At 69.1% G+C, this 13,555-nt stretch carries 14 protein-coding genes; 4 read left to right on the plus strand and 10 right to left on the minus strand.

Features of this window, described 5'->3' with window-relative positions; all coding sequences use genetic code 11:
- Positions 1-159: 159 nt before the first annotated feature.
- The gene (locus tag CFB52_RS08850; RefSeq protein WP_006481526.1) at positions 160-624 is read right to left on the minus strand and encodes an Lrp/AsnC family transcriptional regulator; all 465 of its coding nucleotides are present in this window, start codon (positions 622-624) and stop codon (positions 160-162) included.
- A gap of 249 nt (positions 625-873) precedes the next feature.
- On the opposite strand from CFB52_RS08850, the gene CFB52_RS08855 reads away from it, so the two are divergent.
- Both CFB52_RS08855 and CFB52_RS08860 read left to right on the plus strand, forming a co-directional pair.
- The gene (locus CFB52_RS08855; protein WP_060009782.1) at positions 874-1,413 is read left to right on the plus strand and encodes a Spy/CpxP family protein refolding chaperone; all 540 of its coding nucleotides are present in this window, start codon (positions 874-876) and stop codon (positions 1,411-1,413) included.
- A 136-nt stretch (positions 1,414-1,549) separates the two neighbouring features.
- Positions 1,550-1,981 (plus strand): PGDYG domain-containing protein, encoded by a 432-nt coding sequence (locus CFB52_RS08860; protein WP_059583428.1) that lies wholly within the window; start codon positions 1,550-1,552, stop codon positions 1,979-1,981.
- A 33-nt stretch (positions 1,982-2,014) separates the two neighbouring features.
- On the opposite strand, the gene CFB52_RS08865 is transcribed toward CFB52_RS08860, so the two are convergent.
- From CFB52_RS08865 to CFB52_RS08900, 8 genes are all read right to left on the minus strand, one after another.
- Positions 2,015-2,377, minus strand: coding sequence for a DUF3022 domain-containing protein (locus tag CFB52_RS08865; RefSeq protein WP_059583430.1), 363 nt, complete (start codon positions 2,375-2,377; stop codon positions 2,015-2,017).
- 13 nt (positions 2,378-2,390) lie between these two features.
- Complete coding sequence (locus CFB52_RS08870) at positions 2,391-3,179, minus strand: YhfC family intramembrane metalloprotease (RefSeq protein ID WP_099316431.1); 789 nt, start codon at positions 3,177-3,179, stop codon at positions 2,391-2,393.
- A 54-nt stretch (positions 3,180-3,233) separates the two neighbouring features.
- Complete coding sequence (locus CFB52_RS08875) at positions 3,234-4,277, minus strand: LacI family DNA-binding transcriptional regulator (RefSeq protein WP_059583434.1); 1,044 nt, start codon at positions 4,275-4,277, stop codon at positions 3,234-3,236.
- 319 nt (positions 4,278-4,596) lie between these two features.
- Positions 4,597-5,562, minus strand: coding sequence for an NAD(P)-dependent oxidoreductase (locus CFB52_RS08880; RefSeq protein WP_059583521.1), 966 nt, complete (start codon positions 5,560-5,562; stop codon positions 4,597-4,599).
- A gap of 4 nt (positions 5,563-5,566) precedes the next feature.
- Positions 5,567-6,847 carry an MFS transporter gene (locus CFB52_RS08885; RefSeq protein WP_059583435.1) on the minus strand — a complete coding sequence of 427 codons (1,281 nt, stop codon included), beginning with the start codon at positions 6,845-6,847 and terminating at the stop codon, positions 5,567-5,569.
- Positions 6,848-6,962: 115 nt separating this feature from the next.
- The gene (locus CFB52_RS08890; RefSeq protein WP_059645878.1) at positions 6,963-7,955 is read right to left on the minus strand and encodes a sugar kinase; all 993 of its coding nucleotides are present in this window, start codon (positions 7,953-7,955) and stop codon (positions 6,963-6,965) included.
- A 28-nt stretch (positions 7,956-7,983) separates the two neighbouring features.
- On the minus strand, positions 7,984-8,748 hold the full coding sequence (locus tag CFB52_RS08895) for a TIM barrel protein (protein ID WP_099316432.1): 765 nt from the start codon (positions 8,746-8,748) through the stop codon (positions 7,984-7,986).
- 162 nt (positions 8,749-8,910) lie between these two features.
- Complete coding sequence (locus CFB52_RS08900) at positions 8,911-9,804, minus strand: LysR family transcriptional regulator (protein ID WP_099316433.1); 894 nt, start codon at positions 9,802-9,804, stop codon at positions 8,911-8,913.
- 112 nt (positions 9,805-9,916) lie between these two features.
- Between CFB52_RS08900 and CFB52_RS08905 the strand changes: the two genes are divergently transcribed.
- Positions 9,917-10,993: a YeiH family protein gene (locus CFB52_RS08905; protein ID WP_060318675.1), complete on the plus strand. Its 1,077-nt coding sequence runs from the start codon at positions 9,917-9,919 to the stop codon at positions 10,991-10,993.
- Between the two features lie 103 nt (positions 10,994-11,096).
- Positions 11,097-12,830 carry a ClcB-like voltage-gated chloride channel protein gene (locus CFB52_RS08915; RefSeq protein WP_196493644.1) on the plus strand — a complete coding sequence of 578 codons (1,734 nt, stop codon included), beginning with the start codon at positions 11,097-11,099 and terminating at the stop codon, positions 12,828-12,830.
- A gap of 27 nt (positions 12,831-12,857) precedes the next feature.
- On the opposite strand, the gene CFB52_RS08920 is transcribed toward CFB52_RS08915, so the two are convergent.
- The gene (locus tag CFB52_RS08920; protein WP_059583446.1) at positions 12,858-13,478 is read right to left on the minus strand and encodes a TetR/AcrR family transcriptional regulator; all 621 of its coding nucleotides are present in this window, start codon (positions 13,476-13,478) and stop codon (positions 12,858-12,860) included.
- Positions 13,479-13,555 lie beyond the last annotated feature (77 nt).

Below are 13,555 nucleotides of genomic sequence, written 5' to 3' on the forward strand. Positions count from 1 at the left end.
CTGGAAAGAAGCGCGCGAGGCGCGAAAGGACAACGGCGGGCGCCCGTGCCGATCACGAAGGACAGCGAAGGCCGATACGAATGCGTGCGGGCAGGTACCTCGGCTTCAATCCGGGCAGCCGTGACGCAGCGACGCCCGCGCGGCGCCGCATCCAACAGGTCAGCCGCCGATCGTTCCGCGATCGATCTTGCGCGACAGGATGATCGACGTCGTCGTGCGCTCGACGCCTTCGAGCGTGCCGATCTGGTCGAGCAGGTCGTTGAGCCGCTCCGGCGAATCGGCGCGCAGCCACGCGACGTAGTCGTACTCGCCGCTCACCGCGCACAGCAGCTGGACTTCCGGCATCCGGTCGAGCTTGCGCAATACGTCCTTGCCGAACTTCGGCGTGAGGATGATGCCGACGTACGCATAGATACTCGCGTCGAGCACGTCCTGCCCGAGTCGCACGCTGTACCCGGCGATCACGTTAGTGCGTTCGAGCCGCGCGATGCGCGCGACGACCGTCGTGCGCGCCACGTCGAGCTGGCGCGCGAGATCGGCGACGCTGGCGCGCGCATCGGCTTGCAGCAGCGCGACGAGTTGCCGGTCGAGATCGTCGAGTTGGTCGAGACGTGGTGGACGCATGACGCTGAGCCGGCGCGCGATGTGCCGGCGGAGTGGAAAGTGACGCGATGATAGCGCCGAACGCCGGCGCGCCCAACCGGCATGGCCCGGATTCGCACCTTCGATTTCGATTCGTATCGGATGTAAGCAAGTGTCGCATTCACTGCCGCGCGGCAGGCAACGTGCTACTAATAACGGGCGACGCGAGAGGCGCGCTGGCGGCGATGGCCGCCGCGCCCGCTCGCCAGACACCACCCCGGAGAGCCAACCATGAAGAAAATCTCGCTCACCCTCGCTACGCTCGCCGTTGCAGCCAGCGCGTTCGCGCAAACCCCGGCACAGCCGCAAGCGCCGGCAACGACGGCCGCGGCGTCGGCGCCGAGCGCCGAGCAGCGCGCGGCGCGCCACGAAGCGCGCATCGAGCAGCGCATCAAGTACCTGCACGACCAGTTGAAGATCACGTCGGCGCAGGAGCCGCAATGGAAGACGTTCGCCGACACGATGCGCGACAACGGCGCAACGATGGGCCGCCTCTACAGTGAACGGATGGCCAAACACGACGTGTCCGCGATCGACGACATGAAGCAGTACGCGGAACTGTCGCAGGCGAACGCCGACGGCGCGAAGAAGCTCGCCGACGCATTCGCGCCGCTCTACGAGAGCTTCCCGGCCGAGCAGAAGGCGCTGGCCGACACGACGTTCCGCAGTTGGCTGCACCACGGCGGCGAGCACCGCGGCAAGGGCAAGACGAAGGGCAAGGAAGGCAACGCGGCCGCCGCGCCGGCCGCGAGCGCGCCCGCGCAGCCCTGACGCCTTCCCCGCCGGCGCCGTGCCGGCCCACCCGGGCCGAACAGCACCGCGCGTCGACCGGCGACCGGCGCGTCACACGGCGCGCCGAATTCGGGATAAGCTCCCGGCTTTTCCCGCTTTCCCGCCCCTCCCCGCCATGCTCGAACTCAAGCAACTCGATCTGCGTACCGATCCGCAGGCCCGTCGCGTCGTCAAGGACGAAACCGTCGCCGTGTCCTTCGCGGACGCCGACGGCGAACTGATGAGCCTCGAAGGCCCGAACCGTTATGTGACGGGCGACGCATTGATCACCGGCTCGACCGGCGACCGCTGGGTCGTGTCGCGCGCACGTTTCGACGCCAAATACCTGCCCGCCGATCCGGCGCTCGCGCACGGCACGCCGGGCGCCTACCGCAACCGGCCGGCCGTCGTGCTCGCGCGCCGGATGGACGAGCCGTTCACGATCGCCCGCTCGGAAAACGGCGACACGCTGCGCGGCGTCGCCGGCGACTGGGTGATGCAATACGCGCCGGGAGACTACGGCGTCGTGCAGGCGCAGCGCTTCGCGCAGGTCTACCGCGACGCGTGACGCACCGCGCCGGCCCGCGGCCGGCGCCGCCGCTCACGCAAAGTCTTCGTCGAGTTCGAGTTCCGCGTCGCGCTCGACGGCCTCGCCGGCCGCGTGCCGCTCTTCGAGCGAGCCGAGCATCGCTTCCGTATACGCATGCAGCACCGCGTGGCTGCGCGCGCGCTGCATCGGCTTGAGCGCCAGGTAGCGCGCGAGCGCGGCCGGCACGATCCGGATGTCCAGCGTCATCCGCTTCGGCGTCGCGCCGAAACGCATCGCGAGCCACTGCACGGACAGGAATCGCCCGCGTTCGTCGCTGTTTTCGACAAAGCGCGTCTGCTCCGGAAAGAGTTCGCAGATCACGCGCGCAAGCGCGTCGAATTCCGCGCTCGGGCATTCGATCAGATAGTCGTCCATTGCGTCTCTCCGGTCAGGCCGTCGCACGCGACGGCCAGCACGTCTTCACCAGCACGGCCACCAGAATCGCGGCCAGCACGAAATACGCGGCCTCGACCCACGCGGCCGGCAGCACGCGCACCTGGTACAGCAGCGTGGGCGTCGCCGCGAGCGCATGCAGCACGATCGCGAGCGGCAACACGGCGATGCGGCCGGCACGCACGCCGCGCCACATCAGCACCGACAGCGCCAGTTGCACCGCGAACGCCGCGCAGCGTTCGAGCAGCAACAGCAGGATCGACTGGGCCGACAGTGTCGCGAGCATCATGTGCAGCCGCACCACGGTGTCGACCGGCAGGTCCGACAACTGCGTCTCGAGCTGGCCGCGGCTCGCGAGCCACGCGAGATACGACCACTGGCCCCACACGAGCACGCCGACGAACCACGCCTCGGCGCCACCGTGACCGATCCCGTAGCCGATTCCGCGGCCGTCGCCGGCCGATGCGCCATAGCGGCGGTTCAGCACGCGCATGCCGAGATAGCGGCCGATTTCCTCGAATACGGCGGTCGCGAGCGCGCTGTACGCGACGAACGCGAGCGGCTGCGTCAGCCAGCCGTCCTCGGGCGTGCGGCTCAGCACGAGCCCGTGGAACGCGCGCTCGACGATCATGGCAAACAGCGTGAAGACGGCGACGCCGACGATCGTGTCGCGGCGGTTGAGCGCAAGCGGCTTGCGCAGGAAGCGGTAGAGGACGAGCGGCAGCAGCGCGATGATCAGCGTGGCGGCAATCAGCGCCGCCAGCGTGACGGGAGCGACAGTCATGGAGTTCCTTGTTCGAGGCAGCGCACCTGGCGCGCTGCGTGCCCCGAATGATACTCAGCTTGCGGTCGACGCGCGCGCGATCAACTCGCCGGGCAGCATCGCGACGCGCACGTCGCCCGCCGCGCCGTCGATCCGCTCGTGCACGAATTCGACGGCCTTGTAGCCGATTTCGTAGGTCGGCTGACGGATCGTCGTGATGCCGATCAGCTCGGCCCATTCCGGATCGTCGATCGACAGCAGCGCCGCCTGCTGCTGCCATGCGGCGCCGAAGCGCGCGCGCAGGTGGCGCGCGATCGCCAGCGCGACCGGCGCATTCGCGGCGAACAGCGCCGCGCGCACGCCGCGCCGCGCCGCATCGTCGATGCGCGCATCGACGTCGGCAAGCGCCGCCGCGGCCGCGCCAGGTTCGTTCAGATCGAGCACGACCGTCGACGGCACCGCCAGCCCGCGCGCCGCCAGCGCCGCGCGGAACGCGGCCTCGCGCACGCGCCGCGAGCTCACGTGCTCGAACGGCTGCACGACGAAATGGATCGCGTCGAAGCCCTGTGCGACCAGATGCGCGAGCGCCGTCTCGATCGCATCGGTATTGTCGAGGCCGATCAGGTCGGCCTCGAAGCCCTCGACCGTCCGATCGACGAGCACGGCCGGAATGCCCGCGCCGCGCAGCGGGCGCAGCACGTCTTCCTCGGCGCCGAGCGCGTTGACGATCAGCCCTTCGACGCGGTAGGTCGTGAGCAGTTGCAGGAAGCGGCGCTCCATCTCGACTTCGTTCGCCGCGTGACAGATGAGCGGCATGTAGCCGAGCGCATGGCACGCGGCCTCGACGCCCTGCAGCACTTCGACGGTGTAGGGATTGGTCAGGTCGGCCGCGAGCATGCCGAGCAGCCGGTTGCGGCCGCGCTTGAGCCCGCGCGCCATCTGGTTCGGCCGGTAGTTGAGCCGCGCGATCGCCGCCTCGATCCGCTGGCGCAGATCGACCGACAGCACATGCGTCTCGCCGTTCAGGTAGCGCGAAACGCTGGTCTTGCCCGTGCCGGCCTCGCGCGCGACGTCGCTGATCGTCGCCGGACGCGTCGTGGAAGATTGCGAATCGGTCACTGTCGTGCCTCGCGACGTACGATCCGCGCCGCTTCGTGAGCAGACGGACCATTGTTGTTGGAAACGTAAGCCAGCCGGCGGCCTCCCCTGTTCTGGCGCGTCGGCGCCTGCGCCGGCCCGGTGCTTCACGCTCGAGCAGCGCCCGCCAATGGCGTTACAGCAGTCGGCCGCACCGGACCTGGCGCGGAAGCCCGTCGCGCGACGCCGCCGGCCGCGTGGCCGGCCGTCGATGCGACGAGCGCGGGCGATCATAACGCAGCCAGCCCTCGGGCACCAAGACCATCGACTCTAACCGCGCAGGGCGGTTATCGCAGGCGGCTCAGGCGTGCGCCAGCGCATCCGGGTTGACGAGATTCGCGCGCAGCGTGCCGGCCAGCGCGCCGACCAGGTTTTCCGCCGCGCAGCGCGCCATCGCATGGCGCGTCTCGTGCGTCGCCGAGCCGATATGCGGCAGCGCGACCACGTTCTTCATCCGCAGCAGCGGCGAATCGGCCGGCAGCGGCTCCTTCTCGAACACGTCGAGCCCCGCGCCGCGGATCGTCCCCGCACGCAGCGCGTCGATCAGCGCGGCCTCGTCGACCACCGGCCCGCGCGACGCGTTGATCAGGATCGCGCCGCGCTTCATCTTCGCGAACTCGGGCGCGCCGATCAGATGGCGCGTGTCGGGCGACAGCGGCACTTGCAGACACACGAAATCCGACTGCGCGAGCAACTCGTCGAGCGTCACGCGCCGGGCGCCGTACTGCGTCTCGGCCTCGGCATGCGCGGACCGGTTCGCGTACAGCACCTGCATCCGGAAGCCGAGCGCCGCGCGGCGCGCGACCGCGCCGCCGATGCGCCCGAGCCCGACGATGCCGAGCGTCTTGCCCTGCACGTCGGTGCCGTACAGGTCGGGGCCGATGCTGCGATGCCAATGGCCGGCTTTCACCCACTCGGCGAGCTCGACCACGCGCCGTGCGGAGGCCAGAATCAGCGAAAACACCGTATCGGCCGTCGACTCGGTCAGCACGTCGGGCGTATGCGCGAGCACGATGCCGCGCCGCGTGAAATCGGCGACGTCGAAGTTGTCGTAGCCGACCGAGATCGTCGACCACGCCTTCAGCCGCGGCGCACGGTCGAGCATCTGCGGCGTGATCTTCAGGCTCGCGCCGATCGCGCCGTCGGCGTCGCCGAGCGCGGCGGCGAGCGCGTCGGCGCCGTCGGCGTGCACGACGTCCGCATGCTCGCGCAGGTACGCGAGAACGTCATCGGGCAGCGGCTTGTACGCGACGATACGGGGCTTCATCGTTTCATTTTCCTTGCAGCGGCGCGGCGAGCGGATGCGCATCGCGCGCCTGGGGTTTGACGGACAGCGTGAGGATCACCGCGGCGACGAGCGCGGCGCTCATGAACGCGTACGACGCGACGGGCGACCCGGTCGCGCCGTTCAGGTAGCCGACGAAGTACGAGCCGACGAACGAGCCGAGCGCGCCCATGCTGTTGATCAGCGCCATCGCGCCGCCCGCGACGTTCTTCGGCAGCAGTTCCGGCACGATCGCGAAGAACGGGCCGTACGGCGCATACATCGCGGCGCCCGCGACGACCAGCAGCGCATACGAGATCCAGAAATGCGACGAGCCGAGCGCGTACGACGCGGCGAACGCGGCCGCGCCGACCAGCAGGAACGGCCACACGAAGCCGCGACGCGAGCCGACCTTGTCGGACGCCCACGACGCGGCGAGCATCGCGATCGTCGCCGCGAGGTACGGCAGCGCGGACAGCCAGCCGGTCGCGACCATCCCGAGATCGGAACCGTTCTTCACGATCGACGGCAGCCACAGCACGAAGCCGTACACGCCGATGCTCCAGCAGAAATACTGCGCGCACAGCTTGATCACGGCCGGCGAGCGGAACGCCTCGCCATAGTTGCGCACCGGCTTGATCGCCGCCTGCTCGGCCGCGAGCGCGGCGTCGAGGTCGCGCTTTTCCTGTGCGTTGAGCCACGGCGAATCGGCCGGCTTGTCCTGCACGAGGCACCACCAGCACACGGCCCAGATGACGGCCGGGATGCCTTCGGCGATGAACATGTGGCGCCAGCCGAATTCATGCACGAGATAACCCGACACGATCGACATCCACAGCACCGTGACCGGGTTGCCGAGGATCAGGAACGTGTTCGCGCGCGAGCGCTCGTTCTTCGTGAACCAGTTGCTGATGTAGATCAGCATCGCCGGCATCACGGCCGCCTCGACGACGCCGAGCACGAAGCGGATCGCCATCAGCGACGGGATGTTGCTGACCACGCCGGTCAGGGCCGCGCAGCCGCCCCACAGCACGAGGCTCGCGAACACGAGCTTCTTCACGCTGCGGCGTTCCGCATAGATTGCGCCGGGGATCTGGAAAAAGAAGTAGCCGAGGAAGAACAGCGCACCGATCAGCGACGACAGGCCCTTGCTGATCCCGAGATCCTGGTTGATGCCGGCCGCCGCCGCGAACCCGTAGTTCGCGCGATCGAGGTAGGCGAGGCTGTACGTGATGAAGACGATCGGCATGATCGTCCACCACCGGCGGGCTGCGAGATTGGCTGCCATGTGAGTGTCTCCGTATATGGACCGGAGTGGACGCGCTGGCGCCTGCCCGGCCTCGAACAAAACTGCTGTGCGTCGCGCACGAAATGGATCCGCGGATTGTGCCGTGTCCGGCCTCTCATTGCGCGGTGATGGTTTCCTCTAAGCGATCGGCGTCATTGCTGACATTTTCGAGCCGGTCGAGCGCGTCGCGGGTCGGCAACCCTTCCGAGTCGCCGATCACCTGGATCGCGAGCGCACCGATCCGGTTGCCGCGCGCGACCGCCTGCTCGACGCTGCGGCCTTCGAGCAGCGCGCTGACCACGCCGACCGCGAAGCCGTCGCCGGCGCCCACCGTATCGACGACCTTTTCAACGCGCTCGCCGGCAACGATGCCTTCGCGGCCGTCGGCCGTGCGGAAATACGCGCCCTGCTCGCCGAGCTTGATCACGACGCCGCGCGCGCCCTGCGCGAGATAGAAGCCCGCGATGTCGGCCGGCGTGTCGTGCCCGGTGAGCTGCCGCCCTTCGGCGAGGCCCGGCAGCACCCAGTCGGCGAGCGTCGCGAGCGCATTCAGCGTCTTCGCCATCACGTCGGCGGACGGCCACAGCGTCGGGCGCAGGTTCGGATCGAACGAGATCGTCTTGCCGGCCGCCCGCATCTCGCGTGCGAGCCGGAATGCCAGTTCGCACGACGTCGCCGAGATCGCCGGCGCGACGCCCGTCAGGTGCAGATGGCGCGCGCCGAGCACGTAGTCGGCCACGTAGTCGTCGCACGACAGGTGGCTCGCGGCCGAACCCTTGCGGAAATATTCGACGGTCGGGTCGCTGCCGTCGTCGTTGCGCGACTTCAGCTGGAAACCGGTCGGGTAACGCGGGTCGACGGTCACGCACGACGCGTCGATGCCCTCGCGTGCCAGCGTGTCGAGCACGTAGCGGCCGAACGAATCGCTACCGACCCGGCTCATCCAGCCGACCCGGAAGCCGAGCCGCGACAGGCCGATCGCGACATTCAGATCGGCGCCGGCGATCCGCTTCGCGAATTGCCCGGCGTGCGCGAGGTGACCGGGCTCCGTCGCGACGAACATCGCCATCGCTTCGCCGTAGGTCACGACATCGAGTGCTGCTTTCATGACTGAACTCCTCAGGATCCTGCTGCCGTCACGCGGTCGCGAGCCACGCGACACGCCGGCAGGCATCGCCGGCCAGGTCGGCCGCGTCGAACGGGAACTCGATGCCGCGGGGCGCATGCCGCGGCAGCGCCGCGAGCACGCCGGTCACGAGCGCATCGTCCGGCGCCGGCGCGACGGCGAAACGACGCGCGCCCTCGCCTTCGATGGTCTTGCAATGAATGTATTCCACGTGCGGCGCGAGCACCTGTGCGCAGTCGAGCGGCGCTTCGCCGCGCCACAGCCAGTTGCCGATGTCGAACGTCATGCCGAGCGCCTCGCGCATGCCGGCATCGGCCAGCGCATCGAACAGCGCGCGGAACTGCGCGAACGCGCCGCCGACCTCGAGCTGGCCGTTTTCCACCACCACGCGAGCCCGCGCGCCGCCCGACAGCGCGACGATCTCGGCCGCGTGCGCGTCGCCCGCGAAGCCGCCGAGCTGCAATTTCACGAAGCGCGCGCCGAGCGCATCGGCTTGCGCGAGCGCGTCGCGCAAAGCGTCGGCATCGAGCGCGCCCGTTTCCGTATACAGCGAGTCCGGGGTCGAATAGACCGACCACAGTCCGTGGCCGGCGATCTGCGCGCCGAGCGCGGCCAGCGCGCCGGGCGCCGTGTCGTCGTCCGACGCGAACAGTTCGCGCCGCACCTCGAACCCGGTCGCACCGGATGCCGCCACGGTCGCGATGAATGCACTGTGGCCCTCCTGGCGCACCCGGTCCATCCCGAATGCGCTCGCCACGATCACGATGTCTGCCATGTTGCCCTTTTTCAACCGGAATGGAACCGGTTCCATTTGCTTGAGACGGATGGTGCGCTTCGCTTCAGACCCACGCCATAGAGGAAATCCCTAAGGCCCGCTGGTCACACGAATACGCGTCCGAACGCATGCAACACCTGTTCCCGGCGCAGCGTCGAGCGTCTATGCGAGGCCCTGCGCGAGGCTCATTTCGAGGAATTGCGCGGCGATTCGCGACGGCGCGCCGCCGTGCGGCACGAGAATGGAGAAATGCCGCGTGAGCGGCGCGGGCGCCAGCGAGCGCGGCACGAGCGCCGCATCCTCGTGACGCAGCGACATCGCGGACACGAACCCGACGCCCATTCCCGCGCGCACGGCTTCCTTCACGGCCTCGACCCCGGCGATCTCGAACGCGACGCGCATCGGCGCGCCGCCGTGCGCGAACGCGCGCTCGACGAGCTGCCGCACCGCGGAGCCCGCCTCGCGCAGCACGAGCGGATGCGCGGCGAGCGCATCGAGCGTCACGCCCGCGTCGTGGCCAGGCGCCGCGAGCGGATGGCCGGCCGGCACGATCGCGACGATCTCGTCCTCGTGCCACGCGTGCACGGCCGTACCCGGCGGCAGCGCCTCGCCGGGCGGCCCTTCGATCAGCGCGATGTCGAGCGACGGCAGCGCCGCGACCACGTCGGCCGTATTGCCGCTCATCGTCTGGATCGCCACGCGCGGCGCGCGCGGCTGGAACGCCGCGATCAGGTACGGCAGCAGGTAGCTCGCGGGCGTCGTGCTCGCGCCGATGCGCAGCGTGCCGGCTTCCAGCCCGCGCACCGCGTCGCGAAACGCACGCGCCTGCGCGAACGTGTCGCGCTGCGCGTTCGCGTACTGCGCGAGCTGTTCGCCGACCGGCGTCAGGCGGATGCCGCGGCCGTCGCGCTGGTACAGCGGCTCGCCGAACTCGTCCTGCAGCAGCCGCAACTGGCCCGACACGGCAGGCTGCGACAGATGCAGCGCCACGGCGGCGCGGCTGATGTTCAGATGCTCGGCGACGGCGGCGAACGTTATCAGTTGATCCGGGGTCATGGCGATGAATTATCGGCTTTCCGGATAGTTTACGTCACAAATCACAATTTTTCATATCGATATAACGAAATTAGGATTACACCATCGCCACACGCTCCATCACGGTGCTCCCATGTCCACTGCTCCGACTCCCCCTCTCAGCCATGCCGCGCCGTCGATGCGCGGCCAGTTGAACGGCGTGCTGTTCGTCGCGCTGTTCGCCGCCGCCGTCACGAGCCTGTCCGAGCTCCCCGCGATCGCGGGGCTCGGCCTGTCGCCGCTGATCGTCGGCATCGTCGCCGGCGCGCTGTACGGCAACGCGTTGCGCGACGGCATGCCGGCCAGTTGGGCGGCCGGCGTCAATTTCTCCGCGCGCAAGCTGCTGCGCATCGCGGTCGCGTTCTTCGGCCTGCGCGTGAGCCTGCAGGAAATCGCGCAGGTCGGGCTGCCGGGCCTCACGGTATCGGTGCTGGTCGTCGTCAGCACGCTCGCGATCGGCACCTGGGTCGGCATGAAGCTGATGAAGCTCGACCGCGACGCCGCGCTGCTGACCGCCGCCGGCAGCGCGATCTGCGGCGCGGCCGCCGTGCTCGCGTTCGAGTCGACGCTGCAGTCGAAGCCGCACCAGAGCGCGATGGCCGTGGGCAGCGTCGTGCTGTTCGGGACGCTGTCGATGTTCCTGTATCCGCTCGCCTATCACGCCGGTCTGCTGAACCTCGATCCGGCGGGCCTCGGCCTGTTCTTCGGCGGCACGATCCACGAAGTCGCGCAGGTGGTCGGCGCGGCGAGCGACATCAGCCCGGAGGTCGTGCGCGTCGCGACGATCGTCAAGATGACGCGCGTGATGCTGCTCGTGCCGGTGCTGCTCGCGCTCGGCTGGTGGCTCGCCCGGTCCGCGCGCTCGGCGCATGACGCGGCCGGCGGCACGCAAGGCAGGCGCAAGGTGGCGGTGCCCTGGTTCGCGCTCGGCTTCCTCGGCTTCGTGATCGTCAACTCGCTGAACGTGCTGCCGGCGGACGTCACGCATACGCTGAACGTGCTCGATACCTTCGCGCTGACGATGGCCATGACCGCACTCGGCATCGAGACGCGCGTCGCGCAGATCCGCGCGGCCGGCCCGCGAGCGCTGATGACCGGCCTGATCCTGTACGTGTGGCTGATCGTCGGCGGCTACGGCGTCACCTGGGCCGTGCAGCACTGGCTTGGCTGAGCCGCACGTCCGCGACGGTTCGCGCGCCGCGCCCGACGGGAGAGTCCCGCGGGCGCGGCGCGGTGCTATGCTTCGCGTCGTTTTCCATCGCCCCCTTTCAGCCGTGCTCTCGTTCCTGCTGAAGCTGCGCACTCGCGCCCGAACGCTGCTCCGCCTGTCGGACGCCCATACGATGCTGATCTGGTCGGCCATCGTCGGCGTCGGCGGCGCCTTCGCGACGATCGCGTTCCGCGAAGGCATCGATCTGATGCAGCGCCTGATCTCGGGGCACAGCGGCAGCTTCGTGCAGATGGCCAGGAGCCTGCCGTGGTACGTGCGATTCTGGATGCCGGCCGCGGGCGGCTTCCTCGCCGGCTGCGTGCTGCTCTTCGCGACGCGCGGCGACAAGGAGGCGGCCAAGACCGACTACATGGAATCGGTCGCGCTCGGCAACGGCGTCGTGCCCGTGCGCCAGAGCCTGTGGCGCAGCGTGTCGTCGCTGCTGACGATCGGCAGCGGCGGCTCGATCGGCCGCGAAGGCCCGATGGTGCAGCTCGCGGCGCTCGCCGCGTCGCTCGTCGGCCGCTTCGCGCACTTCGACCCGCCGCGCCTGCGCCTGCTGGTCGCGTGCGGGGCGGCGGCCGGCATCACGTCCGCGTACAACGCGCCGATCGCCGGCGCCTTTTTCGTGTCGGAGATCGTGCTCGGCACGATCGCGATGGAGAGCTTCGGGCCGATGGTCGTCGCATCGGTCGTCGCGAACATCGTGATGCGCGAATTCGCCGGCTACCGGCCGCCGTACGAGATGCCGGTGTTTCCGGCCGTGACGGGCGCCGAGGTGCTGCCGTTCGTCGTGCTCGGCGCGCTGTGCGGCGTGCTCGCGCCGCAGTTCCTGCATCTGCTCGACGCGTCGAAGACGCAGTTCAAGCGGCTGCCGGTGCCGCTGCCCGTGCGGCTCGCGCTCGGCGGCCTCGTCGTCGGCGTGATCTCGGTATGGATTCCGGACGTGTGGGGCAACGGCTACAGCGTCGTGAACCACATCCTCCATTCACCGTGGACCTGGCAGGCGCTCGTCGCGGTACTCGTGTTCAAGGTGATCGCGACCGCCGCGACGGCCGGCTCGGGCGCGATCGGCGGCGTGTTCACGCCGACGCTGTTCGTCGGCGCCGTGTTCGGCTCGCTGTTCGGGCTCGCGATGGACGCGCTGTGGCCCGGCCATACGTCGGCCTATTTCGCGTACGCGATCGTGGGGATGGGCGCATTCATGGCGGGCGCCACGCAGGCGCCGCTGATGGCGATCCTGATGATCTTCGAGATGACGCTGAGCTATCAGGTCGTGCTGCCGCTGCTGGTGTCGTGCGTGTTCGCGTATTTCGTCGCGCGCGCGACGGGCACGACGTCGATGTACGACATCACGCAGCATCACTACCAGGACGCGCAGGAGCGGCAGCGGCTGCGCACCACGCAGATGCGCGCGCTGATCCAGCCCGCGCAGACGGTCGTGCCGCTCACCGCGAGCGTCGCCGACATGACGCGCGTGTTTCTCGAATATCCGGTGAAGTACCTGTACGTGACCGACGACGCCGGGCGCTTTCGCGGCGCGGTCGCGCTGAAGGACATCACGTCGGACCTGCTCGACAAGCGCGACACGACCGACAAGACGGCCGCGCACTACGCACATACGCCGTTTCCGCTGCTCACGCCCGACATGCCGCTCGCGACCGCGCTCGAACGCTTCATGGCGTTCCAGGGAGAGCGCCTGCCGGTGATCGAGAGCGAAGCCGAGCCGACGCTCGCGGGCGTCGTCTACAAGACGTCGCTGCTCGATGCGTACCGGCGGATGACCGGCGAGCGCTGACGCGCGCCGCCGCACCGCCCGCGCCGGTCAGTCCGGCGCGCGCCCCAGCACGACCCGCGCGAAGAACCCCGCGAGCGCCGCTTCGGCCACGTCGGCCGACACGTGCTGCGGATCGGCCGTGTAGTACGACTGCACGCCGTCGCACAGGCACATCAGCCCGAACGCGAGCGTGTCGGCCGGCAGCAGCAGCGGCGTGCCCGAGCGCTCGGCGAAGCGCTCGATGAATTCGGCCATCTGCACGCGCTTGCCGTGCAGGAACTGGTTGAAGCGCACGCGGAACTTCGCGTCGCGCGCGGCCTGCAGCTTCGCCTCGCCCCACAGCAGCGAATATTCGTCGTCGCGAAACAGCGTCCGGTAATACGCGAGCGCCATCGATTCCATCTGCTCGCGCGTGCCGCCGCCTTCGAAAATCGCCTCGAAGTCGGCCCGCACCTCCTCGTGATCGCGCTCCAGCAACTCCAGCAGCAAGTCGGACTTGCTGCGGAAATTCGAATAGAACGCGCCGCGCGTATAGCCGGCCGCCGCCGCGATGTCCTCGACGCTCGCGGCCACATAGCCCTTCTTCAGAAAAATGCGATGCGCGGCTTTCAGCAGACGTTCGCGCGTCTGGTCCCGGCTCTGCTCTCGAGTTAAGCGCTGTGGTTTCATGGCGCGCAGTCTAGCATCCTTTCCCTTTCAGATTCATCTTTGCATTCGGATACAGGTGTGTATTAGAATCCGCCACA

It is taken from the genome of Burkholderia sp. AU18528 (assembly GCF_002223215.2).
Taxonomy (GTDB): domain Bacteria; phylum Pseudomonadota; class Gammaproteobacteria; order Burkholderiales; family Burkholderiaceae; genus Burkholderia; species Burkholderia semiarida.

Bases quoted from the DNA above. Each gene is read 5' to 3' on its own strand.
- CFB52_RS08865 (WP_059583430.1), bottom strand. From the start codon at position 2,377: ATGGACGACTATCTGATCGAATGCCCGAGCGCGGAATTCGACGCGCTT.
- CFB52_RS08850 (WP_006481526.1), bottom strand. From the start codon at position 624: ATGCGTCCACCACGTCTCGACCAACTCGACGATCTCGACCGGCAACTC.
- CFB52_RS08860 (WP_059583428.1), top strand. From the start codon at position 1,550: ATGCTCGAACTCAAGCAACTCGATCTGCGTACCGATCCGCAGGCCCGT.
- CFB52_RS08895 (WP_099316432.1), bottom strand. From the start codon at position 8,748: ATGGCAGACATCGTGATCGTGGCGAGCGCATTCGGGATGGACCGGGTG.
- CFB52_RS08855 (WP_060009782.1), top strand. From the start codon at position 874: ATGAAGAAAATCTCGCTCACCCTCGCTACGCTCGCCGTTGCAGCCAGC.
- CFB52_RS08900 (WP_099316433.1), bottom strand. From the start codon at position 9,804: ATGACCCCGGATCAACTGATAACGTTCGCCGCCGTCGCCGAGCATCTG.
- CFB52_RS08920 (WP_059583446.1), bottom strand. From the start codon at position 13,478: ATGAAACCACAGCGCTTAACTCGAGAGCAGAGCCGGGACCAGACGCGC.
- CFB52_RS08890 (WP_059645878.1), bottom strand. From the start codon at position 7,955: ATGAAAGCAGCACTCGATGTCGTGACCTACGGCGAAGCGATGGCGATG.
- CFB52_RS08880 (WP_059583521.1), bottom strand. From the start codon at position 5,562: ATGAAGCCCCGTATCGTCGCGTACAAGCCGCTGCCCGATGACGTTCTC.
- CFB52_RS08905 (WP_060318675.1), top strand. From the start codon at position 9,917: ATGTCCACTGCTCCGACTCCCCCTCTCAGCCATGCCGCGCCGTCGATG.
- CFB52_RS08870 (WP_099316431.1), bottom strand. From the start codon at position 3,179: ATGACTGTCGCTCCCGTCACGCTGGCGGCGCTGATTGCCGCCACGCTG.
- CFB52_RS08885 (WP_059583435.1), bottom strand. From the start codon at position 6,847: ATGGCAGCCAATCTCGCAGCCCGCCGGTGGTGGACGATCATGCCGATC.